Annotated in this window: 24 protein-coding genes; 10 read left to right on the top strand and 14 right to left on the bottom strand. The window is 54.9% G+C overall.

The genetic code is table 11. The features are described 5' to 3' along the window. The first annotated feature begins 51 nt into the window (after window positions 1–51). The gene (locus tag FVB43_RS15390; RefSeq protein ID WP_133846691.1) at window positions 52–1953 is read left to right on the top strand and encodes an ABC transporter ATP-binding protein; all 1902 of its coding nucleotides are present in this window, start codon (window positions 52–54) and stop codon (window positions 1951–1953) included. Window positions 1954–2176: 223 nt separating this feature from the next. On the opposite strand, the gene FVB43_RS15385 is transcribed toward FVB43_RS15390, so the two are convergent. Beyond that, on the bottom strand, window positions 2177–3664 hold the full coding sequence (locus FVB43_RS15385; protein ID WP_167864268.1) for a nicotinate phosphoribosyltransferase: 1488 nt from the start codon (window positions 3662–3664) through the stop codon (window positions 2177–2179). Next, on the bottom strand, window positions 3654–4529 hold the full coding sequence (gene prs, locus FVB43_RS15380) for a ribose-phosphate diphosphokinase (protein ID WP_167864267.1): 876 nt from the start codon (window positions 4527–4529) through the stop codon (window positions 3654–3656). Before prs ends, FVB43_RS15385 begins: the two co-directional genes overlap by 11 nt. 213 nt (window positions 4530–4742) lie before the next feature. Between prs and FVB43_RS15375 the strand changes: the two genes are divergently transcribed. Next, window positions 4743–5468, top strand: coding sequence for an NUDIX hydrolase (locus FVB43_RS15375; protein WP_167864283.1), 726 nt, complete (start codon window positions 4743–4745; stop codon window positions 5466–5468). Between the two features lie 74 nt (window positions 5469–5542). Here FVB43_RS15375 and tauD read toward each other — a convergent pair whose 3' ends face one another. From tauD to tauA, 4 genes are read right to left on the bottom strand one after another with little or no spacing between them, the layout of a single operon-like run. Beyond that, on the bottom strand, window positions 5543–6382 hold the full coding sequence (tauD, locus tag FVB43_RS15370; RefSeq protein WP_133846688.1) for a taurine dioxygenase: 840 nt from the start codon (window positions 6380–6382) through the stop codon (window positions 5543–5545). Continuing rightward, on the bottom strand, window positions 6379–7224 hold the full coding sequence (gene tauC / locus FVB43_RS15365) for a taurine ABC transporter permease TauC (RefSeq protein ID WP_167864266.1): 846 nt from the start codon (window positions 7222–7224) through the stop codon (window positions 6379–6381). The genes tauD and tauC overlap by 4 nt, the downstream gene beginning before the upstream one ends. Next, window positions 7221–7988, bottom strand: coding sequence for a taurine ABC transporter ATP-binding subunit (gene tauB / locus FVB43_RS15360; RefSeq protein WP_167864265.1), 768 nt, complete (start codon window positions 7986–7988; stop codon window positions 7221–7223). The genes tauC and tauB overlap by 4 nt, the downstream gene beginning before the upstream one ends. 14 nt (window positions 7989–8002) lie before the next feature. Further along, entirely contained in the window at window positions 8003–8980 is a 978-nt protein-coding gene (gene tauA, locus FVB43_RS15355; RefSeq protein ID WP_159337869.1) for a taurine ABC transporter substrate-binding protein, read from the bottom strand. 27 nt (window positions 8981–9007) lie between these two features. On the opposite strand from tauA, the gene FVB43_RS15350 reads away from it, so the two are divergent. Continuing rightward, on the top strand, window positions 9008–9265 hold the full coding sequence (locus FVB43_RS15350) for a hypothetical protein (protein ID WP_159337867.1): 258 nt from the start codon (window positions 9008–9010) through the stop codon (window positions 9263–9265). Between the two features lie 291 nt (window positions 9266–9556). Here FVB43_RS15350 and FVB43_RS15345 read toward each other — a convergent pair whose 3' ends face one another. After that, entirely contained in the window at window positions 9557–10159 is a 603-nt protein-coding gene (locus FVB43_RS15345; RefSeq protein ID WP_133846683.1) for a LysE family translocator, read from the bottom strand. A 60-nt stretch (window positions 10160–10219) separates the two neighbouring features. On the opposite strand from FVB43_RS15345, the gene FVB43_RS15340 reads away from it, so the two are divergent. From FVB43_RS15340 to FVB43_RS15330, 3 genes are all read left to right on the top strand, one after another. After that, a complete protein-coding gene (locus tag FVB43_RS15340) occupies window positions 10220–11236 on the top strand; it encodes a hydrolase (RefSeq protein ID WP_167864264.1) in 1017 nt (338 codons plus the stop codon). Next, window positions 11236–11454 carry a YheU family protein gene (locus FVB43_RS15335; protein ID WP_133846705.1) on the top strand — a complete coding sequence of 73 codons (219 nt, stop codon included), beginning with the start codon at window positions 11236–11238 and terminating at the stop codon, window positions 11452–11454. The genes FVB43_RS15340 and FVB43_RS15335 overlap by 1 nt, the downstream gene beginning before the upstream one ends. 100 nt (window positions 11455–11554) lie before the next feature. Then, entirely contained in the window at window positions 11555–12424 is an 870-nt protein-coding gene (locus tag FVB43_RS15330) for a phosphoribulokinase (protein WP_133846681.1), read from the top strand. Between the two features lie 14 nt (window positions 12425–12438). Here FVB43_RS15330 and FVB43_RS15325 read toward each other — a convergent pair whose 3' ends face one another. Continuing rightward, a complete protein-coding gene (locus FVB43_RS15325; RefSeq protein ID WP_159337863.1) occupies window positions 12439–13617 on the bottom strand; it encodes an amidohydrolase in 1179 nt (392 codons plus the stop codon). A 260-nt stretch (window positions 13618–13877) separates the two neighbouring features. Continuing rightward, the gene (locus FVB43_RS15320) at window positions 13878–14285 is read right to left on the bottom strand and encodes an OsmC family protein (protein ID WP_133846679.1); all 408 of its coding nucleotides are present in this window, start codon (window positions 14283–14285) and stop codon (window positions 13878–13880) included. Between the two features lie 369 nt (window positions 14286–14654). Between FVB43_RS15320 and crp the strand changes: the two genes are divergently transcribed. After that, entirely contained in the window at window positions 14655–15287 is a 633-nt protein-coding gene (crp, locus tag FVB43_RS15315) for a cAMP-activated global transcriptional regulator CRP (RefSeq protein ID WP_000242758.1), read from the top strand. A 57-nt stretch (window positions 15288–15344) separates the two neighbouring features. Next, entirely contained in the window at window positions 15345–17420 is a 2076-nt protein-coding gene (locus FVB43_RS15310; RefSeq protein ID WP_159337861.1) for a YccS/YhfK family putative transporter, read from the top strand. Window positions 17421–17628: 208 nt separating this feature from the next. Here FVB43_RS15310 and argD read toward each other — a convergent pair whose 3' ends face one another. The 3 genes from argD to ppiA form a co-directional block, all read right to left on the bottom strand. Further along, window positions 17629–18846 carry a bifunctional acetylornithine/succinyldiaminopimelate transaminase gene (gene argD / locus FVB43_RS15305; protein ID WP_133846677.1) on the bottom strand — a complete coding sequence of 406 codons (1218 nt, stop codon included), beginning with the start codon at window positions 18844–18846 and terminating at the stop codon, window positions 17629–17631. A gap of 86 nt (window positions 18847–18932) precedes the next feature. After that, window positions 18933–19511, bottom strand: a complete 579-nt coding sequence (locus FVB43_RS15300) for an aminodeoxychorismate synthase component II (RefSeq protein ID WP_133846676.1) — start codon at window positions 19509–19511, stop codon at window positions 18933–18935. Window positions 19512–19570: 59 nt separating this feature from the next. Beyond that, complete coding sequence (gene ppiA, locus FVB43_RS15295; protein ID WP_133846675.1) at window positions 19571–20143, bottom strand: peptidylprolyl isomerase A; 573 nt, start codon at window positions 20141–20143, stop codon at window positions 19571–19573. 276 nt (window positions 20144–20419) lie between these two features. Here ppiA and tsgA point away from each other — a divergent pair, with 276 nt between their 5' ends. Continuing rightward, window positions 20420–21604, top strand: a complete 1185-nt coding sequence (gene tsgA, locus FVB43_RS15290; RefSeq protein ID WP_133846674.1) for an MFS transporter TsgA — start codon at window positions 20420–20422, stop codon at window positions 21602–21604. A gap of 49 nt (window positions 21605–21653) precedes the next feature. On the opposite strand, the gene FVB43_RS15285 is transcribed toward tsgA, so the two are convergent. Then, window positions 21654–22931, bottom strand: coding sequence for a cytosine deaminase (locus FVB43_RS15285; protein WP_167864263.1), 1278 nt, complete (start codon window positions 22929–22931; stop codon window positions 21654–21656). Between the two features lie 154 nt (window positions 22932–23085). On the opposite strand from FVB43_RS15285, the gene FVB43_RS15280 reads away from it, so the two are divergent. Further along, on the top strand, window positions 23086–23529 hold the full coding sequence (locus FVB43_RS15280; RefSeq protein ID WP_133846672.1) for a hypothetical protein: 444 nt from the start codon (window positions 23086–23088) through the stop codon (window positions 23527–23529). Between the two features lie 55 nt (window positions 23530–23584). Here FVB43_RS15280 and trpS read toward each other — a convergent pair whose 3' ends face one another. Next, window positions 23585–24589 (bottom strand): tryptophan--tRNA ligase, encoded by a 1005-nt coding sequence (gene trpS / locus FVB43_RS15275; protein WP_133846671.1) that lies wholly within the window; start codon window positions 24587–24589, stop codon window positions 23585–23587. Window positions 24590–24606: the final 17 nt, after the last annotated feature.

Below are 24606 nucleotides of genomic sequence, written 5' to 3'. Positions count from 1 at the left end.
CAAAACTGATTATGATGGTGTAATTTAACATACTCTGAACTTACGGCGCTTATGATTGTATTCTCCTCGTTACAAATTCGTCGCGGTGTCCGCGTACTGCTGGACAACGCAACAGCCACGATCAACCCCGGTCAGAAAGTCGGCCTGGTCGGCAAAAACGGCTGTGGCAAATCGACGCTGCTGGCCCTGCTGAAAAACGAGATAAGCGCCGATGCCGGTAGCTTCAGTTACCCGGGTAACTGGTCGCTGGCGTGGGTCAATCAGGAAACGCCAGCGCTGGACGTTCCGGCCATTGAGTATGTTATTGATGGTGACCGCGAATTTCGTCAGCTTGAATCTGAATTAGCCCATGCAAATGAAATTAACGACGGCCATGCCATCGCCACGCTGCATGGCAAGCTGGATGCGGTTCAGGCCTGGACCATTCAGTCACGCGCCGCCAGTCTGCTGGACGGCCTCGGTTTCAGCCAGGAACAATTACAGCGACCGGTGAGTGATTTCTCTGGCGGCTGGCGTATGCGCCTTAACCTTGCGCAGGCACTAATCTGCCGCTCAGACCTGCTGCTGCTGGATGAACCGACCAACCACCTTGATCTTGATGCCGTGATCTGGCTGGAACGCTGGCTGAAAAGCTACAGTGGTACGCTGATCCTGATTTCGCACGATCGGGACTTCCTTGACCCGGTGGTCGACAAAATCCTGCACATAGAGCAGCAGTCCATCTTCGAGTACACCGGCAACTACAGCTCGTTCGAAATTCAGCGTGCGACCAAACTTTCACAACAGCAGTCGATGTTCGAACATCAGCAGCAAAAAGTGGCGCACCTGCAAAGCTTTATCGATCGGTTTAAAGCGAAAGCCAGCAAGGCGAAACAGGCACAGAGCCGCATCAAAATGCTGGAACGTATGGAGCTTATCGCCCCGGCTCACGTTGATAACCCGTTTACCTTCAGCTTCCGCGAGCCTGAAAGCCTGCCGAATCCCCTGTTGAAAATGGAAAAAGTCAGCGCGGGTTATGGCGACAGAAAAATCCTTAACTCGATCAAACTCAACCTGGTACCCGGCTCACGTATTGGTCTGCTGGGGCGTAACGGCGCAGGTAAATCAACGCTGATTAAGCTGTTGGCCGGTGAACTGGCCCCGCTGGAAGGGGATATCGGGCTGTCGAAAGGCATTAAGCTTGGCTACTTCGCCCAGCATCAGCTGGAGTTTTTGCGCGCCGATGAGTCCCCCATTCAGCACCTGGTGCGCCTGGCACCGAAAGTGCTGGAACAACAGCTGCGCGACTATCTTGGCGGCTTTGGTTTCCAGGGCGATAAAGTCACGGAAGAAACACGCCGTTTCTCCGGTGGCGAGAAAGCGCGCCTGGTCCTGGCCTTAGTGGTCTGGCAACGTCCCAACCTGCTGCTGCTGGATGAACCGACAAACCATCTTGACCTCGATATGCGTCAGGCACTGACCGAGGCACTGATCGATTTCGAAGGCGCTCTGGTTGTTGTGTCGCATGACCGCCATCTGCTGCGCTCCACCACCGACGATCTCTACCTGGTGCACGATGGCAAAGTCGAAGCCTTCGAAGGAGACCTGGAAGATTATCAGCAGTGGTTGAGTGACCTCCAACGTCAGACCAGCGCAGAGGCCGCCCCGAAAGCCGACAGCGCCAACAGCGCTCAGGCCCGTAAAGACCAGAAACGCCGCGATGCCGAACTGCGCACCCAGACTCAGCCACTGCGTAAGCAGATTGAGAAACTGGAGAAGCAGATGGAAAAGCACAACGCCCAGCTGGCTGACGCGGAGAGTAAACTGTCTGAAAGCGCCATTTACGATCAGAGCCGCAAAGCCGATCTGACCGCTGCACTGCAACAGCAGGCAACGGCGAAATCAGCATTGGAAGAGTGCGAAATGGAATGGCTGGAAGCGCAGGAAGAATTAGAGTCGATCATGAACGCCTGATGCAGCAGTCCGGGCGCGGCATGCCACGCCCCTACGACACTGATTTATCGGGATAACGCACTCTGGGACACAACCCGACGCGGCATACCGCGCCACTACGACACTGATTTAACGGGATAACGCACTCTGGGACACAACCCGACGCGGCATGCCACGCCCCTACGACACTGATTTATCGGGATAACACATTCGTAGGGGTCGGGCATGCCCGACCCGCATCTCGTTACTGCGCCGCCAGACGCTGGCGAAGCGCGGTCAGATCTTCAACGTTATGCAGCTTTCCATCCAGGAAACGGATTTTCAGCTCCCCACCCTGCTCCTGCTGCCAGCTCTGACCGTCCAGCAGACGATATTTCCCTTCATCATCTTTTTCCACCCGTAACAGGCCCCGCGCAGAGTTTTTCATGCCATTGTCCGTTTTCGGCTGTTTGAAGATCTCACGCCCCTCACCGTTCACTTCGCCATAGGTCGCTTTCATCGCGAAACCAAAGGTGTCACGCGTGTTGTACTGATAAGTATAAGACCCGACGCCGAACACCACATTGCTGCTGGCAAAACCTTTGGCCTCCAGACGGCTCAGGATCAGATTGGCACGCTCAAGGGTAATCGAGTCGCCGTAAATCAGGCCAACATGCGGGTCCAGCACCTTGTAGCCCTTCGCATTGATCGTGCCGCCGAAGATCTCCCACAGCACTTCGACGGAGCCTTTCTGTTGTGCACTGCGTGCCGGATCGCGGTCGGCATCGTCGCCGCTGCCGCACAGTATCTCCACCGGGTCACCGCTGTCAGGGCGGAACACCAGACGGCCTTCACGCGCCATGATCTCGGGTTTGAGCTCGCGGCTGTATTCGGTCAGTACTTTCCAGTAATCCCAGGTATCGGACACCACCGAAACAAACCCGGCAGGATAAAGCTCCGTCAGCAGACGACGGAAGGTGGCGATCTCACCCTGCTCCTCACCCATGCACATCACGCTGTGCTCGGTGGCAGGAATACTCCCGGCAATAAACGTCCCTTCTGCCGGGCGGTAGTACTGCTGCGCATAGAGAATAGAAGGCAGACTGTCAGTACCGGTAAAACTCAGCAGGTGGCCCACCCCCGATTGTGCAGCATCATGCAGGCCTGACATGCCGCGGAACGAGAAGTCATGACACTGAAAATCGACATGTGTCATATCGTCACAGGTCCGTTCCGCCCACTGCTGACAAATCTGGCGATAGTGGTGCGCCACGGTAGCATTGGTGGAAGACTTCCACAGCTCTGCCGACATCACGCTCTCAAGGTAGTTAACCAGCCAGAAAAACTCATCCACGGTATTGGTGATGGTCAGCACCGGAATTTTCATTGACACTTTGCTGCCTTCATCCAGGCTTTTGATCGCCAGCGGCAAATAGCCCAGGCGATGCAGTGCGCGGATATGCTCCACGCTGACGCTATTTTTTCCCAGGTAGCTGTCCATCAGTTGTTGATACTCGCCCACCACCTGCTCTTCCGGCTGGGCAAAGAATTTGTCGTTAAACAAATCGACCATAAACCACTGTAAAAAACCCTGCAGGCCGAAAAACACCAGCGCATCATCCGCCAGCGGTGAGTGGAAATAACGATTTCCACGCGGGGTAAAGTTGGAGTACACGCGGTTCGTTCCCGCGGGGTACTGTTCGCGATGTGTGGTTTTGTAGCCGTCGATAGCCATAATCGGATTAATTTGCATGGGATGCTCCTTCACTGCGGTAAATGGTGTCGATATCAATCAGTTCTACACGTTCCTGCGCCAGTTCATGTCCCGCCAGTGATGTGGTGGTCCAGATGCGGTCGATCCCCTGGCTCAGCAGGTGATCCACTCCTTTGCTGAACAGGCCGTGCGTGACATACAGGCTGACCGAACGCGCCCCGGCAGCACGCAACACCGCAGCTGAACCGATAAAAGTGCCTCCGGCATCGCAGAGGTCGTCAGCAATCAGCACGTCCCGGTTCATCACATCGCCTTTCAACAGCTCGAATCCGCTCAGTGCACCGCTGGCAATATCACGGTGTTTGCCCAGAATGCCGTATTCCGTGGCGTTGACCTGCTGCGCCAGCGCATGCACCTTCTTCAACGCACCTGCATCGGGCGCAACCAGCATCATGCCTTGCGCCAGTTCAGCGCGCAGCGTAGGGCTGTGGATCAGAGCGCGATGCTGTGGGATCGCCACCAGACGGTCAACAACGCCTGCGGCCACATCGCTATGCGGATCAAGCACCACTACGCGGTCAAAGCGCAGTTGATTAAGAAAACCGGCAAACACTTTCAACGCAAAACTGTCACCGTCACGCATGGTGCGGTCCTGGCGGGCATAGGGCAGCCACGGCAGCTCAAGAGTCGTCTGGCGCAGCAGGCAGCGCTGGCGTACCGCATCCAGTACCTGCGCGACCAGCATCAGGTCATCCAGAGTCTGCATCGCACTGGCACGCAGCGTCAGAATGGTGGCCTGCGGATCAAGCGACGACAGCACACGTCCCCAGACCGCACCGTCAGGAAAGCGGCCGCTTTCCAGCGCGGCCTCCTGACCATCGAGTGTTAATTGCAGTTTCATCATCGCAGACTCCTATTTACCAATTAATGTCTCAAGGACATTTATATAATTGTCCAAGAGACACTAATTAACAAGTAAAAAATAACTCGCGGAGAGAAAAACTGGTTAACACCATGATTTTAAATCAAATAAATCTCATCAAAAAAGCGGCATGATTGAATCATTACGCCGGGGCTGGTAGTGTGTCCCAGCGACACTTCCTGCAGGAACCCTATGATGTCATCAGAAGAAGAGTATCTGGCGCAGTACGATGCCTCACGCTATGCCGCACCGCTTGTCACCGTCGACAGCGTGCTGTTTACCCTATGGCAGGAACAGCTGTGCGTGTTACTGGTACAACGTGCTAATCATCCGCAACGGGGATGGTGGGGGCTACCGGGAGGGTTTATTGATATGCAACAGGATGAATCCACGCGTGCCACGGCGCTGCGTAAACTGCGTGAGAAAACCACGGTCAATCCTCCGTGGCTTGAACAGCTGGCAACCTGGTCAGGGCCAGATCGAGATCCCCGCGGCTGGAGCCTGACCACTGCCTGGTATGCGCTGATCGCCGCGGAAAATTGCCGCGCAGAAAGTGAGGACGTGAGCGATGTGCAGTGGCAACCGCTGGCCGGGCTGGCACAGCGCAGCGATATCGCCTTTGACCACCAGCTGATTATTGCCGAAGCCCTGCAACGGCTACGGCAAAAAACGCTCTACTCCCTGCTGCCCGTCTACTGCCTGCCTGCCGCCTTTACCCTCACGCAGTTGCAGGACGTAACCGAAACGATCCTCGACCGCCCGGTGCAGCGTAAAAGCCTGATCCGTCGTTTTGAGGCCTCAGCGATGTTTGAGGAAACCGGGGAAAGCGTGGCGACGGGCGCGCGAAAGGCCAAACTGTATCGCCTTAAGCCGGGTGCGGATGTCCATAACTTCTCACGCAACCTGATGATCGACAATTAAAACGGCTGTACCGGGCTGCGACTGTGTTGCTGCGTCTCCTCGCGCTTTGTCTCGCTCCGGTACAATCCATTTTGTTAAAAGGGCTTGTCCCCTAATATCGTTGCTCTGTGCATGATGCGGCGCGCCGGTAAATAATCCGCATTGGCATAATGCTGCGTCACACGGTTATCCCAGATGGCCACATCACCCACCTGCCAGCGCCAGCGCACCTGGAAGTCAGGTTTGGTGACATGGGCAAACAAGAAATGCAGCAGCGCATCACTCTCCTTCTCTGTCAGACCGACAATACGCGTGGTAAAGCCTTCATTAACAAATAACGCCTTTTTACCGCTGACCGGATGGGTGCGGATCACTGGATGTAACACGGGCGGATTCTTCGCCACCGCCTGCTGCCAGCGCTGATGCTCTTCCTCACTGCCGCGATATTTGTATTCCTGGAAGGCTTTGCGGAAATCATGCTCGGCCTGTAACCCACCCAGCAGCACCTGTAACGGTTCAGACAGCGCGTTATACGCAGCGATCCCACTGGTCCACAGCGTATCGCCCCCGGTTTCGGGTAACTGCTTCGCCGCGAGGATCGCCCCGGCTGGAGGGGTTTCAATAAACGTCACATCGGTATGCCAGTTGTCGTTATCCGGCGGGTTATCGTCATGGGTATCCAGCACGATAATCTCCTCCACATCCGGCGCATGCGGATAAACCGGGTGAATATGCAGGTCGCCAAACCGTGCCGCCAGCTGGCGATGCTGCTGCGGGGTTAACGGCTGGTCACGCAGGAACAGTACCTGATGGCGGATCAGCGCATGATAGAGCTGCTCAAACTGCGCATCGCTTAACGGGCGGGTCAAATCGACATCGCTGACCTGGGCACCAATATAGGGGCCAAGCGCCTGAATTTTAATACGTTCGTTCATTGTTGTACTCCATGCCAGGGGGTAAGGCGGCGCTGCAAGGCGCGTAGCCCCAGCTCCAGCGCAAAAGCTATCAGGGCGATCACCGAGATACCGGCCAGCACCACATCGGTGGCGAGAAACTCGCCAGCTGACTGCACCATAAAGCCCAGTCCGCGGGTGGCGGCGATCAGTTCAGCGGCCACCAGCGTCGACCAGCCGACGCCAAGACCAATACGAATGCCTGTCAGGATTTCCGGCAGCGCACCGGGCAGAACCACATGCCACAGCACCTGCCAGCGGCTGGCACCAAGTGAGCGGGCGGCACCAAGTGAGCGGGCGGCACGCAGACGGACCTGCTGAGCACTTTTTACCCCGGCCACAGCCGACATCGCGATCGGCGCAAAAATCGCCAGGTAGATCAGTAAAATTTTTGAGGTCTCGCCAATACCAAACCAGATCACCATCAGTGGCAAATAAGCCAGCGGCGGCACAGGACGGTACAGCTCAATCAACGGGTCGAGAATGCCGCGCACGGTGTCATTCAGCCCCATAAAAATGCCGACCGGAACGCCAATCAACGTCGCGGCCAACAGCGCAATCACAATGCGCGTCAGGCTCGCACCCAAATGCTGCCACAGCGTGGCATCCATAAACCCGACCGGGCTGGCGATGATCAGTAACTGGTGTAAGACCTTCTGCGGCGGCGGCAGAAACAGTGGCTCAATCAGCTGTAAGGCGGTCACGGCCCACCACACGGCCAGCAACACCAGAAGTGTACCCACGCTGAGTGTCAGCTGACGCGACAGCGGCCAGCGCCATTTCACACGGCGCACCGTGCTTTTTTCGTTAATCAGGGAGCTCATGCAAATACCTCACGCTGCTGGAACACCCGGCCGAGTACGTATTCACGGCGTTCAATAAAGGCAGGATCGGATTTAATCGCGCGGCAGGCTTCCCCCGCTGCATAGCGGCGGCCAAAGTCGAGTGACAGGCGTTCGACAATACGGCCCGGCCCCGGAGACAGTAGAATCAGTTCGCTGGCGAGGAATACGGCTTCCTCAATATCGTGCGTAATCAACAGAATCTGTTTGCCACTGTCGCGCCATAACGTCAGCAACAGTTCCTGCATCTGCTCGCGGGTAAAGGCGTCAAGTGCGCCGAAGGGTTCATCGAGCAGCAGCAGACGCGGGTCAGCCGCCAGTGCGCGGGCAATGCCAACGCGTTGACGCATACCGCCCGAAAGCTGCCAGATAAAGCGTTTTTCAGCACCCTCCAGCCCGACTTTTTTCAGCATCTGGCGTGCCACTGCCCGGCGGGCATTTTTTTCCACTCCTGCCAGCTGCAGCCCGAATGCAACGTTATCCAGTACATTGCGCCATGGCAGCAGCCCTTCATGCTGAAAGACCACGCCCCGGTCGGCGCCCGGTCCACTCACCGGCTGGCCGTTCAGCGTAATGCTGCCACTGTCTGCCGGAATAAATCCGGCAATCAGGTTAAGCAGCGTCGTCTTACCACAGCCCGATGGGCCCAGAACCACTACCAGCTCTCCATTGCCGATCGACAGGTTGATATCCTGTAATGCCAGTTGTCCTGCATAGCTGGCGCGAAGATGAGAGACTGACAGCATGATTCTGGCTCCTGTTATTGTGCGAGGGGTTTCACAAAGCGGTCGGTGACATAGCTGCTGTAATCCGTTGCGATGTCCGGCACTTTGCCCTGCTCCTTCAGGAACTGGGCCGTATCCACAATCGCCTTGTTAACCGGGCCGTTAAGCTGCTCCACCTGCTGTTTCGCTGTCAGATAGGTATTTCCTTCCACCAGAACCGGAACGTCGGCATTCGGCACACCGCTGAAGCGCGACAGTTTGGTCAGGTTATCGTCCTGCTTCAGCCACTGCTGCGGGTTATCAAGATAGGCTTTCTGCGCGTCCAGTGCGCTGCGGGCAAAGGCAGTCACCACTTCCGGATGCTGCTGGGCAAAGTCTTTACGCACTACCCACACATCCAGCGTTGGCGAACCCCATTTCCCGACCTGGGCGGAATCGGTCAGCACCTTGCCGTCTTTCTCCAGCTGATTCACTGCCGGAGCCCAGACGTAAGCACCATCGATGTCACCACGCTGCCAGGCTGCAAGAATGGCCGGGGGTTGCAGGTTGATGATCTGTACCTGGCCCGGCTTAATGCCCCAGTGCTTCAACGACGCCAGCAGACTGTAATGCGTGGTTGAAATAAAGGGCACGGCGATGCGCTTGCCAATCAGGTCTTTCGGACTCTTGATGTCTTTTTTCACCACCAGCGCTTCGGAGTTGCCCAGTTGGGAAGCCAGCAGGAACACCTCGATAGGCAGTTTTTGACTGGCGGCGACCGCCAGTGGGCTGGAACCGATATTGCCGATCTGTACGTCGCCGGAAGCCAGTGCGCGGATCACGCTGGAGCCGCTGTCGAATTTACGCCAGTCGACTTTCGCCCCGCTCTCTTTGGCAAAGGTGCCGTCAGCCTGAGCGACTTTTGCCGGTTCTGCTGATGTCTGATACGCGATGGTGACATCGACTGCCTGAACGCTGAGTGCTGTCAGTGACAATGCCGCTGCCAATATTGAAAGTGTGAATTTACCCGCCATAGCCCGCTCCAGAGATTATTGTTATTGGTGAACACCTCCTTTGTAACCGGGCGCGACTATCGTAATAAAGTAATTAAAAATTCTTTTTTATATCAAAAATTACTTAGGAAGAATTGTGAATTGATTTGCCAAAAAATGGTAAAAGCCTTAGTTAAGCGTATTTTCAGAATAAGCAGGGTCTACGCACTGCGCATTTCCCTTGCACCACAGTCTCAACGCCAGGCGACTGCCCTGCAAAAAGAGATGGCCGATACCATCAATCAAATGCTGAAACGCAAAGCCTGACGGCCATCAATAGCGGAAAAACTACCGACATATGCGTTACAAGCACTGAACTCCGCCTTCGCCCAGCAGCATTTGCGCCTGCTGGAAAACGATACGCTGGCGTTCGAGACCGGCCTCACCGTGCTGAACAGTCTGCTGAAAACCGATGGGTTTAAGCCGTAATCGGGCCGGGCATGCCCGGCCCCTACGGAAAATGAAGAATATCGTAGGTCCGAAGCACGACGTAGAGGCGGGGAAGATCGTAGGTCCGAAGCAAATACCGTAGGGGCAAGGCACGCCTCGCCCGCGGTTTTAGTGCCAGATCAGCAATACGCAGGCCGCTGTTAACAACCCCATAAAAACATTGAAAAGGGTCCAGGCCCGGCGACTGCGCAGAATGCGGCCTATCAGCGTGCCGAAGCCTAACCAGATCACCCCGGAAACAACATTGACCAGCGCCATGCCAATACTGATGGCAATCACCGAGTTTTTGTAGGCTTCACCGGCCAGACTGAAGCTGGCCACGGCACCCAGTGCCATTAGCCAGGCTTTCGGGTTAATCAGTTGCAACAGACCGCCCTGCCAGAACGGCATCGGCGCTGCGGGTGCGTTACCCGTTTCTAGTTTTTCGTATTCCGCGCTGCCGATTTTCCACGCCAGCCAGAGCAAATAGGCACTGCCCGCTATTTTCAGGAACAGATGGAGGGAAGGATAAAGCAGAATCAAACCACCCACGCCAAAGGCCACCATCAGCAGCATCACCTGCATCCCGATCATAATGCCGATCAGTAACATCAGAGAGCGCAGAAAACCAAAGTTAGCACCTGAGGCGGTGAGTAACATATTATTAGGGCCTGGCGTAATCGCCGCGACCCACAGAAAGCCCAGCATTGATAAAAACAGACTCAGTTCCATAGAACGGGTGCTCCCCACCCCTCTGAAAAATTAACAACCTGACGAAGCTAACAGCGTGCTATGGATCCTACAAGCTCTAACCCGATAAATTTTAGCCCCCTGACGGATAACGCTTTTCGTCCACTAATGGGCACCAGCAATCCGCATCTGCAAACCATTCTGCCGCGCCTGATCCGTCGCCGCATTACCCTGCAACCCCACTGGCAGCGCCTGACGTTACCGGATAGCGATTTTGTCGATCTGGCATGGAGTGAAGATCCGGCGGCCGCACGCCACAAACCCCGAGTGGTCCTGTTCCACGGGCTGGAGGGCAGTTTTCACAGCCCTTATGCGCACGGCCTGCTTCAGGCGTGGAAAGATCGCGGCTGGCTTGGCGTGGTGATGCATTTTCGCGGTTGCAGTGGTGTACCGAATCGGCTCAACCGTATCTATCACTCCGGTGAGACAGAAGACGCCAGCTACTTTTTGCAGTGGTTGCGCGATGAATGGGGACAGGTTCCTACCGCCGCGGTGGGGATTTCCCTGGGCGGGAATATGCTGGCCTGTATGATGGGCAAGCAGGGCGAGGGCTGCCTGCTGGACGCGGGCGTGGTGGTTTCCGCCCCGCTGATGCTGGAACCCTGTAGTCTGCGGCTGGAGCAGGGATTTTCACGCATCTATCAGCGTTATTTGCTGGGATTGCTGAAGCAGAATGCCGAACGCAAACTCCGCGCGTGGCCGGGAACACTCCCTGTCGACCTGGCTCAGCTTAAATCGCTGCGCCTGCTACGCGACTTTGACGATGCGATCACCGCGCGCGCGCACGGCTTTGCGGATGCCAGCGACTACTATCATCGTTGCAGCGCCATGCCGTTGCTCCCCGGCGTGCGTAAACCGTTATTGGTGATACACGCGAAAGACGACCCTTTTATGACCCCTGAGGTCATCCCTGATCCGGCATTACTGCCCGCCTGTGTTGAGTATCAGCTGACGCAGCACGGTGGACACGTCGGTTTCGTCGGCGGCACGCTGCGTAAACCTGCGATGTGGCTGGAACAGCGCATCCCTCAGTGGCTTAACACCTGGCTGGAGAAATGATGATTATCCCCTGGAAAGACCTTGATACCGAGACGCTCGACAATTTGATTGAATCCTTCGTGCTGCGTGAAGGCACCGACTATGGTGAACAGGAGCGCTCGCTAAAACAGAAAGTCGACGATGTCCGTCGCCAGCTCAACAGCGGCGAGGTGGTGCTGGTGTGGTCGGAATTGCATGAATCCGTCAACATCATGCCGCGCGGCCAGTTTCGTGAATAAATAGTCGTGAATAAGTAAACGTGAAGCCATAATGACTTGGACGGGTAAAACATGTTACCAATGATCCGTCCGTCCGACCTTTATCAGGGAGTTGCACGCCATGTCAGCCAAACATCCGGTCATCGCCGTCACCGGCTCCAGTGGGGCAGGAACCACCACCACCAGCCTGGCTTTCAGGAAGATTTTTCAGCAACTTAATCTGCGGGCAGCCGAGGTCGAAGGGGACAGTTTCCACCGTTTTACCCGCCCGGAAATGGATATGGCAATCCGTAAAGCGCGCGATATGGGAAAGCACGTCAGCTATTTTGGCCCTGAAGCCAATGACTTTGGCCTGCTGGAGCAAACGTTCAGTGAATATGGTCGCAGCGGTAAAGGGCAGTCGCGCAAATATCTGCACACCTATGATGAAGCCGTACCCTGGAACCAGGTGCCGGGTACATTTACCCCGTGGCAGCCGCTGCCTGAACCCACCGATGTCCTGTTTTATGAGGGTTTGCATGGCGGCGTAATGACTCCGCTGCACAACGTGGCAGACAAGGTGGACCTGCTGGTCGGCGTGGTGCCTATCGTTAACCTGGAGTGGATACAAAAACTGGTGCGCGACACGGGTGAACGCGGTCACTCGCGTGAAGCGGTCATGGATTCAGTGGTGCGTTCCATGGAGGACTACATTAACTTTATTACGCCGCAGTTCTCACGCACTCATATTAACTTCCAGCGCGTCCCCACGGTGGATACCTCTAACCCCTTTGCTGCTCGCGGCATCCCCTCTCTGGATGAAAGTTTTGTCGTCATCCACTTTCAGGGGCTGGAAGATATCGACTTCCCCTATCTTCTCTCCATGTTGCAAGGTTCGTTTATCTCGCATATCAAAACCCTGGTGGTACCAGGTGGAAAAATGGGACTGGCAATGGAGTTGATTATGGGGCCACTGGTCAAACGCCTTATCGAAGGCAAAAAAATCGGCTGACCCCATTTATCCTGTTATCGCTTCATCAGCAGGCGGTGGATAAAGCCGGTATGCAGCCTCACCCCGATTTTTAGCGCATCTTCGTCAAGGCGAAAATGGGGGTTATGCAGCCCCCGGCAGGTCCCTTTTTCCGGGTTGCCCGACCCGACCCACAGGAAACAGCCCGGCACTACCTGCTGATAGGCTGAGAAGTCCTCGCAGCCAAACATTGGATGCAGCATAACCTGCAAGGCATCATCCCCCAGCGTGGCAATCACATTATCCACTGCAATACGGCAGGCGTCCGGGTGATTAACCCCGGTGGTGTAACCCGGCGTCCATTTCAGCACGTAGCTGGCCCCTGCTCCCTGCGTCATTCCGTCCAGCTGCTGTGACATCATCTGCGGGATAGTGTTACGCGCACTCTGGCTGAGCGTGCGCAGCGTGCCGCGCAGATGCGCCGTGTCAGGGATAACGTTATAGCCGCCGTCAGCCTGAAAACTCGCGACCGTCAGTACGGCACCTTCGTTAGGGTCAAGACGACGTGAGACAATCTGCTGAAGTGCCTGCACCACTCCTGCGCCCAGCGTCACCGGGTCGATACTCTCCTGCGGCATCGCTGCGTGGGCGCCTTTTCCCTGCAGGGTCAGGTCGAAGTTATCGCTGGCAGCGCTGAAGACGCCCTCTTTCACAGCCACCTGGCCGGTAGACAGTCCAGGGAAAACATGCAGACCGAAGATCATTGATACACCGTTCAATACGCCCAGCTTAATCAGCTCGCTGGCCCCGCCTGGTGGCACTTCTTCCGCATGCTGGAAAATAAAGCGCACTTTGCCGGCAAGCTTACTCTGCTGCTGGCACAACACCCATGCCGCCCCCATCAGCATTGCCGTATGCGCATCATGCCCGCAGGCATGCATCACACCGCGATTGCGCGAGGTGAAAGGTTCACTGTTCAACTCCTCAATAGGCAGCGCATCCATATCGGCCCTCAGGGCAATGCAGTCACCACTACGCGGCCCCTCAAGTTCAGCCAGTACGCTATTTGGCGTCGGGCGACTAAGTGTTAATGGGCCAAACTTTGCCAGTTCAGCGGCAACATAGTCTGCGGTGCCATGCTCGTGGAAAGAGAGTTCGGCATTCGCGTGAATATGCCGCCGCCATTGCAGCACCTTTGGTGTGACATCCTGAATCAGCGTCTCGATAGTCATCATGACTCCTGGTTGATTAAATCTGACAACGGCAGACCAGGCAGCAACAGAGAATCATGGGCAAACGCCGGACATTCAGCTGTTGTTTCGCCAGCCTGCAGCAAATTAAGAAAGGAATGTAGAACGAGGGAAATATACCGCTGATGTTATTCGCCTGCCGTGGCGTGAAATGCGGGTAGAGAGAGGAATAGCAGGATGTGTACGCTACGTTCTGTCAGCTGTGGGTAACGACAACGAACATCGTTACCCATAAGAAACCAGCTTCAGGTCAGATCTGTCACTTCATAGCTGTGCGTCATTTTCACCGCGCTCCCCAGCATAATCGCCACCGAGCAGTATTTCTCCGCAGAGAGGTCGACCGCACGTGAAACGGCTTTATCCGTTAACGCCTTGCCGCTGACAATAAAGTGGAGGTTAATATGGGTGAAAATACGCGGTGCCTCTTCACGACGTTCCGAGGTCAATTTAACTTCACAGTCGGCGACATCGTGACGGCCTTTCTGCAGAATAGACACCACATCAATCGCACTGCATCCCCCGGCAGCCATCAGCACCATCTCCATCGGGCTGGGTGCTTTATCCCCCGCGTTGCCATCCATCAAAATCTGATGGCCGGATGAGGATTCTCCCAAAAACGTCATCCCTTCAACCCACTTAACTCGTGCTTGCATCACAAAATCCTCTCATTGATTCAGTTACCGCAGAGTACGCTGCACTCACAAAAACGGCAACGTTGCCTTTTTCGAACTATGCTGAAGCGAGACAACAGAAGACAGTCTTGTAAAGCTGTGCTACAAACGAAGCTGCAATATTTTACTGGCATAACAATGCACGGTAAAAACGGGACGACAGCACGAGCCATGCTCTTAACAGAGGCCCGTATAATTTCCCTATGGGAACGCTTGAATATTTCAACGCCTGGCAGGGATACATCCCCTGATACCCAAAAATATTTCGCGCTTCAGGCCAGCGGCAACGCATCTGCAGCACGCCGAATACAGGGTATATTTAGGCACGATTACAACAGAGGATAACAGCGAATGGTTCTCGGCAAACCGCAAACAGACCCTACACTCGAATGGTTCCTGTCACATTGCCATATTCACAAATATCCATCCAAAAGCACTCTGATTCATCAGGGTGAGAAGGCGGAAACCCTCTATTACATCGTTAAAGGATCAGTAGCGGTGTTAATCAAGGATGAAGAAGGCAAAGAGATGATCCTCTCCTACCTCAATCAGGGCGACTTCATTGGCGAGCTGGGCCTCTTTGAAGAAGGTCAGGAGCGCAGTGCATGGGTACGTGCGAAAACAGCCTGTGAAGTGGCTGAAATTTCCTACAAAAAATTCCGTCAGTTGATTCAGGTGAATCCTGACATCCTGATGCGCCTGTCTTCACAGATGGCGCGTCGCCTGCAAGTCACATCAGAGAAAGTGGGTAATTTAGCTTTCCTTGATGTGACCGGACGCATTGCCCAAACGTTGTTGAATCTGGCGAAACAACCGGATGCCATGACGCACCCGGATGGGATGCAGATCAAAATCACCCGTCAGGAGATCGGCCAGATCGTCGGCTGCTCCCGCGAAACGGTGGGTCGTATTCTGAAAATGCTGGAAGATCAAAACCTGATCTCAGCACATGGTAAAACCATTGTTGTTTACGGAACACGTTAACCGGCTCTGAACCCACGGCGCGACGCCCAGTCGCGCCGTTTTTATTTGGTGTGGCTCATGTGGCGGAGAATTATCTATCACCCCGAAGTTAACTACGCACTCAGGCAAACACTGGTGCTGTGTTTACCCGTGGCGATCGGCTGGATGCTCGGCAACCTGCAAAACGGCCTGCTGTTCTCATTAGTCCCCGCCTGTTGTAACAATGCCGGTCTTGATACTCCACACAAACGCTTCTTCAAACGTCTGATCGTAGGCGGTTGCCTGTTTGCTTTCAGTAGCTTTTTGATTCAGTACGCCGGGGCAGAAGAGGTGCCACTGCCCGTGATCCTGCTGGTCATGGCACTGCTGCTTGGCGTCACCGGTGAAATCAGTCCGCTGCACGGTCGTCTGCTACCGGCATCGCTGATTGCCGCCATTTTCACCCTCAGTCTGGCCGGACGCATGCCCATGTGGCAGCCGCCGCTATTGTTCATTCTCGGTACCGTCTGGTATGGCGCGTTTAACTGGTTCTGGTTCTGGCTGTGGAAAGAGCAGCCGATGCGCGAAACCCTCAGTCTGCTCTATCATGAACTGGCTGATTACTGCGAAGCGAAATACAGTCTGCTAACCCAGTTGACCGATCCCCAAACCGCCCTGCCTCCCCTGTTGGTCCGCCAACAGAAAGCCGTCGATCTGATTAACACCTGTTACCAGCAAATGCATATGCTGGCCGCCAATCGCGACCATTATCAGCGACTGACGCGCGCATTTCAGGTCGCCCTCGATCTACAGGAACATATCGCCGTCAGCCTGCATCAGCCCGAGGAAGTACAGAAGCTGGTAGAGCAGAGCCACGCCGAGGCGGTGATCCGCTGGAATGCGCAGACCATTGCCACACGCCTGCGGGTACTGGCTGACGATATCCTCTATCACCGCTTCCCTGAACGTTTCACGATGGAAAAACCGCTTCAGGCACTGGAAAAAATATCCCGTCAGCACCCCGATAATCCGGTTGGCAACTTTTGCTATTATCACTTCAGCCGTATCGCCCGCGTGCTACGCACCCAGCACCCGTTGTACCGTCGCGACCTGATGGCAGACCGCCAGCGCCGCCTGCCGCTGTTTCCTGCGTTGAAGAGTTATCTGTCGCTGAAATCCTCTGCCCTGCGCACCGCCGCACGCTATGCAGTCATGCTGACCTTCGCCAGTTCACTGGCCCTGTTCTTCAATCTGCCGAAGCCTTACTGGATACTGATGACGGTGATGTTTGTCAGCCTCAACGGTTACAGCGCTACTCGGGTACGTATCCAGCACAGGGCGCTGGGAACGCTGGCCGGGTTGGCCATTGCCGCTGCCACGCTCGGTTTACATGCCCCGGAATCCTGGGTGCTGCTGGTGATGCTACTGATTACCCTGGTGAGCTATCTGTTTATCCGCAAGTTTTACGGCTGGGCAACCGTAGGATTCACGGTCACCGCGGTGTATACATTGCAACTGCTGTCGCTGAACGGAGCGCAGTTCCTGCTGCCGCGCTTAATGGATACACTAATGGGCTGTCTGATTGCCTTCGGCGGCATGATTTGGCTATGGCCACAGTGGCAGAGTGGATTGATGCGTCAGAATGCGCACGATGCGCTGGAGACCTATCAGGAGGCATTGCAGAAGCTGCTGGGCAGCGAACAGGATGCGGAAAAACTGGCATACCAGCGTATGCGGGTGAATCAGGCGCATAATGCGCTGTTTAACTCACTGCATCAGGCGATGCAGGAACCGGGCTTTAATTCACGCTACCTGGCCGATATGCAGCTGTGGGTCACGCACAGCCAGTTTATTGTTGAGCATATCAACGCCATGACCATTCTGGCGCGGGAGCATACGATGCTAACGCCGACGCTGGCAGAGCGCTATTTGCAATCCTGCGAAATTGCCCTGCAACGCTGTCAGCAGCGTCTGGAGTATGACGGACCGGATTCAGGCAGCAATGTACTGGATGCCCCCGAGGACTTCCATCAGGGGCCGGTGACCATTATGGAGCGACACGTGAAGCGTATTCTTGGCCACCTCAGCGTAATGCACACCATTTCGTCGCTGACCTGGAGCCAGCGCCCACATCATGGCCGCTGGCTGTCCCGGCGCTTGAGGAAATCGTCATGATCGCGGGTCAGGCATGCCTGACCCCTACGAATTAGCGGCATGCCGACGTTGGTCTGGGATATGCCTGACCCCTACGAATTAGCGGCATGCCGACGCTGGTCTGGGATATGCCTGACATCGACGAATTAGCGGCATGCCGACGCTGGTCTGGGATATGCCTGACATCGACGAAACAACGTAGGGGCGGGGCATGCCCCGCCCACGGCAATCAGCCCAGGACTTTCTCAACAGCCGTGGCGAAACGCGCCATGCCTTCGGCGATATCCGTTGGCTCAATGACCAGCGAAGGCGCAAAACGCATCACGTCAGTTCCGGCAACCAGCACCATCACACCGGCTTCTGCTGCGGCGTTAAGAATATCGCGCGCACGTCCAGCATGCTGTGATTTCAGCTCCGCGCCAATCAGCAGGCCTTTGCCACGGATATCGCTGAACAGATCGAAACGGGCATCCAGCGCCTGAAGCGCATCAACAAACAGCTGACGGCGCTCTTCCACACCTTCCAGCACCTCTGGCGTATTGATGATATCCAGTGCAGCTTCAGCCACCGCACAGGCCAGCGGATTACCGCCATAGGTGGTGCCATGCACGCCAGGCGCCATAACCGATGCAATGTCGTTAGTCGTTAACATGGCACTGACCGGGAAACCACCGCCCAGCGCTTTGGCGGTGGTGAGAATATCCGGCTGCACACCATAATGCTCATACGCAAACAGTTTACCGCTGCGGCCCATGCCGCTTTGCACTTCATCCAGAACCAGCAGCGCATTATGTTCATCACAGAGCTGACGCAGCCCCTGCATAAATTCTGGCGTCGCGGGCATCACGCCCCCTTCTCCCTGAATCGGCTCAACCACAATGGCGCAGGTATGATCGTCAATCACCGCTTTTACTGCGGCCAGATCGTTAAACGGGACGTGGACGATATCGGCAGGTTTTGGCCCGAAGCCATCGGAATACTTCGGCTGGCCGCCAACGGACACCGTAAACAGCGTGCGACCGTGGAAGGCGTTATGGAAGGCAATGATTTTACTTTTGAACGGGCTGTGACGTTTGGTGGCGTAGTAACGCGCCAGCTTAAACGCCGCTTCGTTTGCTTCCGCACCGGAGTTAGCAAAGAACACTCGCTCGGCAAAAGTCGCGTTGATCAGTTTGGTCGCCAGACGCAGGGCAGGTTCGTTAGTGAAGACGTTACTGGTGTGCCACAGGGTTTCACCCTGCGTTTTTAATGCCTCTACCAGCGCCGGATGGCAATGCCCGAGCGCGGTGACCGCAATACCGCCAGAGAAATCAATGTACTCTTTACCCTGCTGATCCCAAACGCGGCTGCCTTTCCCTTTCACCGGCACAAACTGTGCTGGTGCATAAACAGGCAAAATCACCTCATCGAACGTTGCACGTGTTACCGCTAATTTTTCCGCCGCCATTCACTACCTCACCATTTAGTCTTTTCAGGGATGTGAAAATATAGTCATAAAATATGCATAAAAAGTCACTAAAAGGCAAACGTTAATCAGCGTTTGAGGAAATTATCCAGCAGTTGATGCCCCTGCTCGCTGAGGATGCTTTCCGGGTGAAACTGCACCCCTTCCAGCGATAACGTGCGGTGGCGGAAGCCCATGATCTCATCAGGCTGACCATTCTCATCCACGGTCCAGGCGGTCACTTCAAACTCAGCAGGCAGACTGCCGCTTTCAACAATCAATGAATGATAGCGGGTCACCGTCAGGGGATGATTCAGCCCGGCAAACACGCCGCCATCACGATGTTCAATCGCTGATGTTTTGCCGTGCATCACCTTGCGTGCGCGTACCACGCGGGCGCCAAAGGCCTGTGCGATTGCCTGGTGCCCCAGACAAACGCCAAGGATAGGCAATTTCCCGGAGAAATAACGGATAGCCTCAAGAGAGATCCCGGCTTCATTCGGTGTACAGGGGCCTGGAGAGATCACCAGATGTTCCGGCGCCAGCGCGTCAATCTCAGCCAGCGTGATCTCGTCATTGCGGCGCACGCATACCTCGGCTCCCAGCTCAGAAAAATACTGGTAGAGGTTCCAGGTGAAGGAGTCGTAGTTGTCGATCAGAAGCAGCATGGTGGGCTCGTTACAGCAGGACCGCCACCAGGCGGCCCTGACAGAATGCCATCAGAGAATTATGGCAGCACTTTGGCAGACAGGATCACCACCGGCGTCACCGGAACATTCTGGTAAGGACCAAAAGTTTTCGTCTGCACCTGGGCGATCTTATCGGCCACATCCATTCCCTTCACCACTTTACCGAAGACGGCATAGCCAAAATCACGCTGACCATGATCGAGGAAGGCGTTATCGGCCACGTTGATAAAGAACTGGCTGGTTGCACTGTCCTTCTCAGCCGTACGCGCCATTGAAATGGTGCCACGTTTATTGAGCAGGCCGTTATCTGCCTCATTTTTTATCGGCGGTTTAGGCTGCTTCTGCTGCATGTCAGCGGTGAATCCCCCGCCCTGCAGCATAAAGCCCGGGATCACGCGGTGAAAAATGGTGTTGTTATAAAAACCATTGTTGACGTAATCCACAAAATTAGTCACCGATACCGGTGCTTTCTGGTTGTTCAGTTCCAGTTCGATAGTACCGGCGGAAGTGGTCAGCAGCACATGCGTGTCCCCCTTCGCGGCAATAGCGGAGGCAGAGATTGTCGACAGGGCAAGAACGGTCGCCACTGCGGTCAAAGTACGTTTCAACATGAAAGATTCCTTACTGAGTGCAACAAACCATAAAAACAACGCTGATTGTAAAGAGGCACTTACCAACGCGCCAGCGTTTTACCTTTATTTACGCTGCAAACATCTTGAAGCAAACGGGATAAGAGAAGTCCGAATGGTGATAATGATCACGTTATGAATGAAATATGAAGATATTCATTTCATTAAATATTTAAGCAGATCACGAATATCGTTAAACTTCTCTCGTTTACCACGGGCATTCCGCCCGACGACTTCTCTTTCAAACAGGTTTCCACTATGACAAATCGCGATCGAATTGGGCTTACCTGGATCAGCTTCTTCTCTTATGCGCTGACCGGTGCAGTGGTTATCGTTACCGGTATGGTACTGGAGAATATTGCTGCTTACTTCCAGCTGCCCGTGGCACAGATGAGTAATACCTTTACCTTCCTGAACGCCGGTATCCTGCTGGCGGTATTCCTGAACGCCTGGCTGATGGAAATTGTGCCACTGAAGCGTCAGCTTATTTTCGGCTTTGTGCTGATGGTGCTGGCCGTGCTGGGCTTGATGAACAGCCACAGCCTCACCGTTTTCTCTCTGTGCATGTTTGTGCTTGGCGTGGTGAGTGGTATTACCATGTCCATCGGTACGTTCCTGATCACCCATCTGTATGAAGGACGTCAGCGTGGCTCTCGCCTGCTGTTTACCGACTCCTTCTTCAGCATGGCGGGTACCATTTTCCCGATTATTGCTGCCGCTATTCTCGCGCGTTCTCTGCCGTGGTACTGGGTATACGCCTGCATCGGCGTCATCTATGTCGCCATCTTTGTTCTGGCACTGTGCTTTGAATTCCCGGTACTGGGCAAGAAAGCCACCAGAGGCGAGCCTGTAGTGAAAGAGAAGTGGGGCATCGGCGTCGGCCTGTTGGCTGTGGCAGCACTGTGCTACATCCTTGGCCAGCTTGGCTTTATTGGCTGGGTGCCGCTGTACGCGACCAAAAATATGGGGCAGAGTATCGAACAAGCCGGGGGTCTGGTCGGTAACTTCTGGACCGCGTATATGATTGGTATGTGGGCCTTCAGTGCCATTCTGCGTTTCTTCGATCCGCAGCGCATCCTCACCGTACTGGCACTGGCCGCCACTGCGCTGATGTACTGGTTTATCAGCGCGACGGATGCATCCATGCTGAAGTGGATCATGATGAGCCTGGGCTTCTTCTCCAGCGCTATCTACACCACCATTATCACACTGGGTTCGTTGCAGACTAAGGTCGCTTCGCCAAAACTGGTGAACTTCATCCTGACCTGCGGCACCGTTGGCACCATGTTGACCTTCGTGGTCACTGGCCCGATCGTAGAGAAAGGCGGTGCACACGCGGCGCTGGCGACCGCTAACGGCCTGTACGCGGTGGTCTTTGTGATGTGTCTGCTGCTCGGTTTCGTCAGCAAGCACAAGTTGCATGGACATATGGGTTCCCACTAACCTTAAGATGTCAAAAAGGCCGGTTAATCCGGCCTTTTTTTATGCAGCGTCATCGCCTGAAATCCACCTTTTCACTCTCATCCAAATGGATAATGCTGGTGGCGGGAGCTGTCTCGGCGATCACTCGTCCATCACGGATCGAGTAGCGCACTGGAACCTGACGGCGCAAGGCATCAAAACCGCTCTCAGCAGGCAAGATCACCAGGTTAGCACTGTTACCGCATTGGATACCGTAATCCTTCAGTTGCAGCGTTCTGGCGCTGTAAGTGGTTATCAGGTTAATCCCAGCATCTAACTGTTCGTATCCCATCAACTGGCACACGTGCATCCCCATGTGCAAGACCTGCAACATGCTGGCAGTCCCCAGAGGATACCAGGGGTCGAAAACATCATCGTGACCAAAGCAGACATTAATGTCCGCCTCCAGCATCTCTTTCACCCGCGTAATGCCCCGGCGCTTCGGATAGGTATCGAAACGGCCCTGTAGGTGAATATTCACCAGCGGGTTAGCCACAAAATTAATTCCAGACAGCTTTAGCAGGCGGAACAGACGTGAGGTGTAAGCACCGTTATAGGAGTGCATTGCGGTGGTATGACTGGCCGTCACGCGGGCTCCCATCTGTTCACGGTGCGCCAGCGCCGCGACGGTTTCAACAAAACGCGACTGTTCATCATCGATCTCATCACAATGCACATCCACCATACGCTGATACTTTTGCGCCAGTGCGAAAGCACGGTGCAATGACTCAACGCCGTATTCTCGGGTGAACTCAAAATGCGGTATTGCCCCCACCACATCGGCCCCTAATTGCAATGCTTTCTCCAGCAGCGCTTCACCATCGGGGTAAGACAAAATGCCCTCCTGCGGGAAGGCCACCAGTTGAATATCCACCCATGGCACCATCTCCTGCTTCACTTCCAGCATCGCTTTCAGCGCGGTCAGCGTCGGGTCGGAGACATCAATATGGGTACGCACATGCTGAATACCGTTGGCGATTTGCCACTTCAGTGTCTGACGAGCCCGCTGCTTAACATCATCATGCGTCAGCGTGGCCTTACGCTCAGCCCAGCGCTCAATGCCCTCGAACAAGGTCCCAGACTGATTCCAGGTAGGCTCACCCGCTGTCTGCGTGGTGTCCAGATGAATATGCGGTTCAATAAACGGAGGGAAGGCCAACCCACCTTCGGCATCCAGTGCTTCACCGCTGGCACGCGTTGGTGGCTGTGGCATGATATGCACAATCTTGCCCTGTTGGATCTCAATCTGCCAAAGCCCTTCACGCTCCGGCAGGCGAACGTGATTAATCCACTGTAATTCTGGACGCATAAATATCCCTCCGTCATCAATAAGACACGCTGTTAACCCTATCACGGATTAATACTGCTGCCGGAAATCTCTGAATGAACCGATGAAAATCAGCAGCCTGAATGCTAATTTCCCCTCTATACTCAGCATTCTGATTGACTGCGAGGAAAGGACCATGAAGCACCTGATCATCGCCTGCATGCTGGTAAGCCAGCCACTGATGGCGGCTGCACCTGACTATGCCACGCTGGAAGGTATCTGGCACGTTGATGCCGTACATGTGGATAGCACAGGCATCCAGGCTGTGGTGGAGAACGATCCGCAATATATGGGCGCAGTGGTGACGTTTTCGTCAAATAAGATTATGTGGAGTCAAGGCAGTGCGCAGCGGACGATCGATCCGGCAACGGATAACTGTCTGAAGAGACCGACGTTGACGTCTGCCGATGAGAACGATCCCGAAGACAGCTATCAGGTCGCGGGTGGGTACAATGTGATATGTGGCGATGAGCCGTGGGGGCCGGGGGCCGTCGTTACCGCACCGGTCAACGATACGCTAACACTCTACTGGTTTGACGGGGCAATTCTGGTATTGAAAAAAGAGCACCGCCAGTCATGATGCTCTTGCTTTCTTAACGGGTGGCAACCCTTAGCAGATTGCCACCGGTAACGATTTACGGCTGAGCAACGAAGCCGATGGCCTCATACACTTTTTTCAGGGTGCCCTGCGCCTGCGCACGCGCTTTTGCTGCACCATCACGCATCACCTGCTCAAGGAAGGCTTCATCATCGCGGTAACGATGATAACGCTCCTGCAGCTCACCCAGCATGGCTGATACCGCATCCGCAACCGCTCCTTTCAGGTGGCCATACATCTGGCCAGCAAACTCGGCTTCCAGCTCGGCCATCGTCTTACCGGTCACACCGGACAAAATATCCAGCAGATTCGACACACCAGGCTTCTCTTTCACATCATAACGCACCACCGGTGGTTCATCGCCGTCGGTCATCGCACGTTTAATTTTCTTCACTACCGACTTCGGATCTTCCAGCAGGCCGATAACGTTATTGCGGTTATCATCAGACTTGGACATTTTCTTGGTCGGCTCCAGCAGCGACATCACGCGCGCCCCGGATTTAGGAATAAACGGCTCTGGCACGGTAAAGATGTCGCCGTACAGTGCGTTAAAGCGCGAAGCCACATCACGGCTCAGCTCCAGATGCTGTTTCTGGTCTTCACCTACCGGCACCTGAGTGGTCTGATACAACAGGATATCTGCCGCCATCAGCACCGGGTAGTCAAACAGCCCCGCATTGATATTTTCTTCGTAACGTGCGGATTTGTCTTTAAACTGAGTCATACGGCTCAGTTCACCGAAATAGGTGTAACAGTTAAGGATCCAGCCAAGCTGCGTATGCTCAGGCACGTGCGACTGAACAAAAATGGTGCTTTTCTGTGGATCGATGCCGCAGGCAAGATAGAGTGCCAGCGTATCCAGCGTAGCCTTGCGCAGTGCAACCGGGTCCTGACGAACCGTGATGGCGTGCAGGTCAACGATGCAGTAGATGCAGTGGTAATCATCCTGCATCTGTACCCACTGACGCAGCGCACCCATATAGTTACCGATGGTCAGTTCACCTGAAGGCTGTGCGCCGCTAAATACGATGGGTTTGCTCATGTTTCCGTCCTGAATAA

It is taken from the genome of Erwinia rhapontici (genome assembly GCF_012271765.1).
Classification (GTDB): Bacteria; Pseudomonadota; Gammaproteobacteria; order Enterobacterales; family Enterobacteriaceae; genus Erwinia; species Erwinia rhapontici.
The sequence above is the reverse complement of the archived record's forward strand: the minus strand, read 5'-3'. Positions and strand labels throughout refer to the sequence as shown.

Excerpts from the sequence above, each read along its gene's own strand:
- FVB43_RS15340 (WP_167864264.1), top strand. The coding sequence starts at position 10,220 with ATGGATCCTACAAGCTCTAACCCGATAAATTTTAGCCCCCTGACGGAT.
- FVB43_RS15330 (WP_133846681.1), top strand. The coding sequence starts at position 11,555 with ATGTCAGCCAAACATCCGGTCATCGCCGTCACCGGCTCCAGTGGGGCA.
- ppiA (WP_133846675.1), bottom strand. The coding sequence starts at position 20,143 with ATGTTGAAACGTACTTTGACCGCAGTGGCGACCGTTCTTGCCCTGTCG.
- FVB43_RS15385 (WP_167864268.1), bottom strand. The coding sequence starts at position 3,664 with ATGCAAATTAATCCGATTATGGCTATCGACGGCTACAAAACCACACAT.
- tsgA (WP_133846674.1), top strand. The coding sequence starts at position 20,420 with ATGACAAATCGCGATCGAATTGGGCTTACCTGGATCAGCTTCTTCTCT.
- crp (WP_000242758.1), top strand. The coding sequence starts at position 14,655 with ATGGTTCTCGGCAAACCGCAAACAGACCCTACACTCGAATGGTTCCTG.
- FVB43_RS15310 (WP_159337861.1), top strand. The coding sequence starts at position 15,345 with ATGTGGCGGAGAATTATCTATCACCCCGAAGTTAACTACGCACTCAGG.
- tauC (WP_167864266.1), bottom strand. The coding sequence starts at position 7,224 with ATGAGCTCCCTGATTAACGAAAAAAGCACGGTGCGCCGTGTGAAATGG.
- FVB43_RS15280 (WP_133846672.1), top strand. The coding sequence starts at position 23,086 with ATGAAGCACCTGATCATCGCCTGCATGCTGGTAAGCCAGCCACTGATG.
- FVB43_RS15325 (WP_159337863.1), bottom strand. The coding sequence starts at position 13,617 with ATGATGACTATCGAGACGCTGATTCAGGATGTCACACCAAAGGTGCTG.
- prs (WP_167864267.1), bottom strand. The coding sequence starts at position 4,529 with ATGATGAAACTGCAATTAACACTCGATGGTCAGGAGGCCGCGCTGGAA.
- tauD (WP_133846688.1), bottom strand. The coding sequence starts at position 6,382 with ATGAACGAACGTATTAAAATTCAGGCGCTTGGCCCCTATATTGGTGCC.
- FVB43_RS15390 (WP_133846691.1), top strand. The coding sequence starts at position 52 with ATGATTGTATTCTCCTCGTTACAAATTCGTCGCGGTGTCCGCGTACTG.
- tauA (WP_159337869.1), bottom strand. The coding sequence starts at position 8,980 with ATGGCGGGTAAATTCACACTTTCAATATTGGCAGCGGCATTGTCACTG.
- FVB43_RS15345 (WP_133846683.1), bottom strand. The coding sequence starts at position 10,159 with ATGGAACTGAGTCTGTTTTTATCAATGCTGGGCTTTCTGTGGGTCGCG.
- FVB43_RS15335 (WP_133846705.1), top strand. The coding sequence starts at position 11,236 with ATGATTATCCCCTGGAAAGACCTTGATACCGAGACGCTCGACAATTTG.
- FVB43_RS15320 (WP_133846679.1), bottom strand. The coding sequence starts at position 14,285 with ATGCAAGCACGAGTTAAGTGGGTTGAAGGGATGACGTTTTTGGGAGAA.
- FVB43_RS15285 (WP_167864263.1), bottom strand. The coding sequence starts at position 22,931 with ATGCGTCCAGAATTACAGTGGATTAATCACGTTCGCCTGCCGGAGCGT.
- FVB43_RS15300 (WP_133846676.1), bottom strand. The coding sequence starts at position 19,511 with ATGCTGCTTCTGATCGACAACTACGACTCCTTCACCTGGAACCTCTAC.
- argD (WP_133846677.1), bottom strand. The coding sequence starts at position 18,846 with ATGGCGGCGGAAAAATTAGCGGTAACACGTGCAACGTTCGATGAGGTG.
- tauB (WP_167864265.1), bottom strand. The coding sequence starts at position 7,988 with ATGCTGTCAGTCTCTCATCTTCGCGCCAGCTATGCAGGACAACTGGCA.
- FVB43_RS15375 (WP_167864283.1), top strand. The coding sequence starts at position 4,743 with ATGTCATCAGAAGAAGAGTATCTGGCGCAGTACGATGCCTCACGCTAT.
- trpS (WP_133846671.1), bottom strand. The coding sequence starts at position 24,589 with ATGAGCAAACCCATCGTATTTAGCGGCGCACAGCCTTCAGGTGAACTG.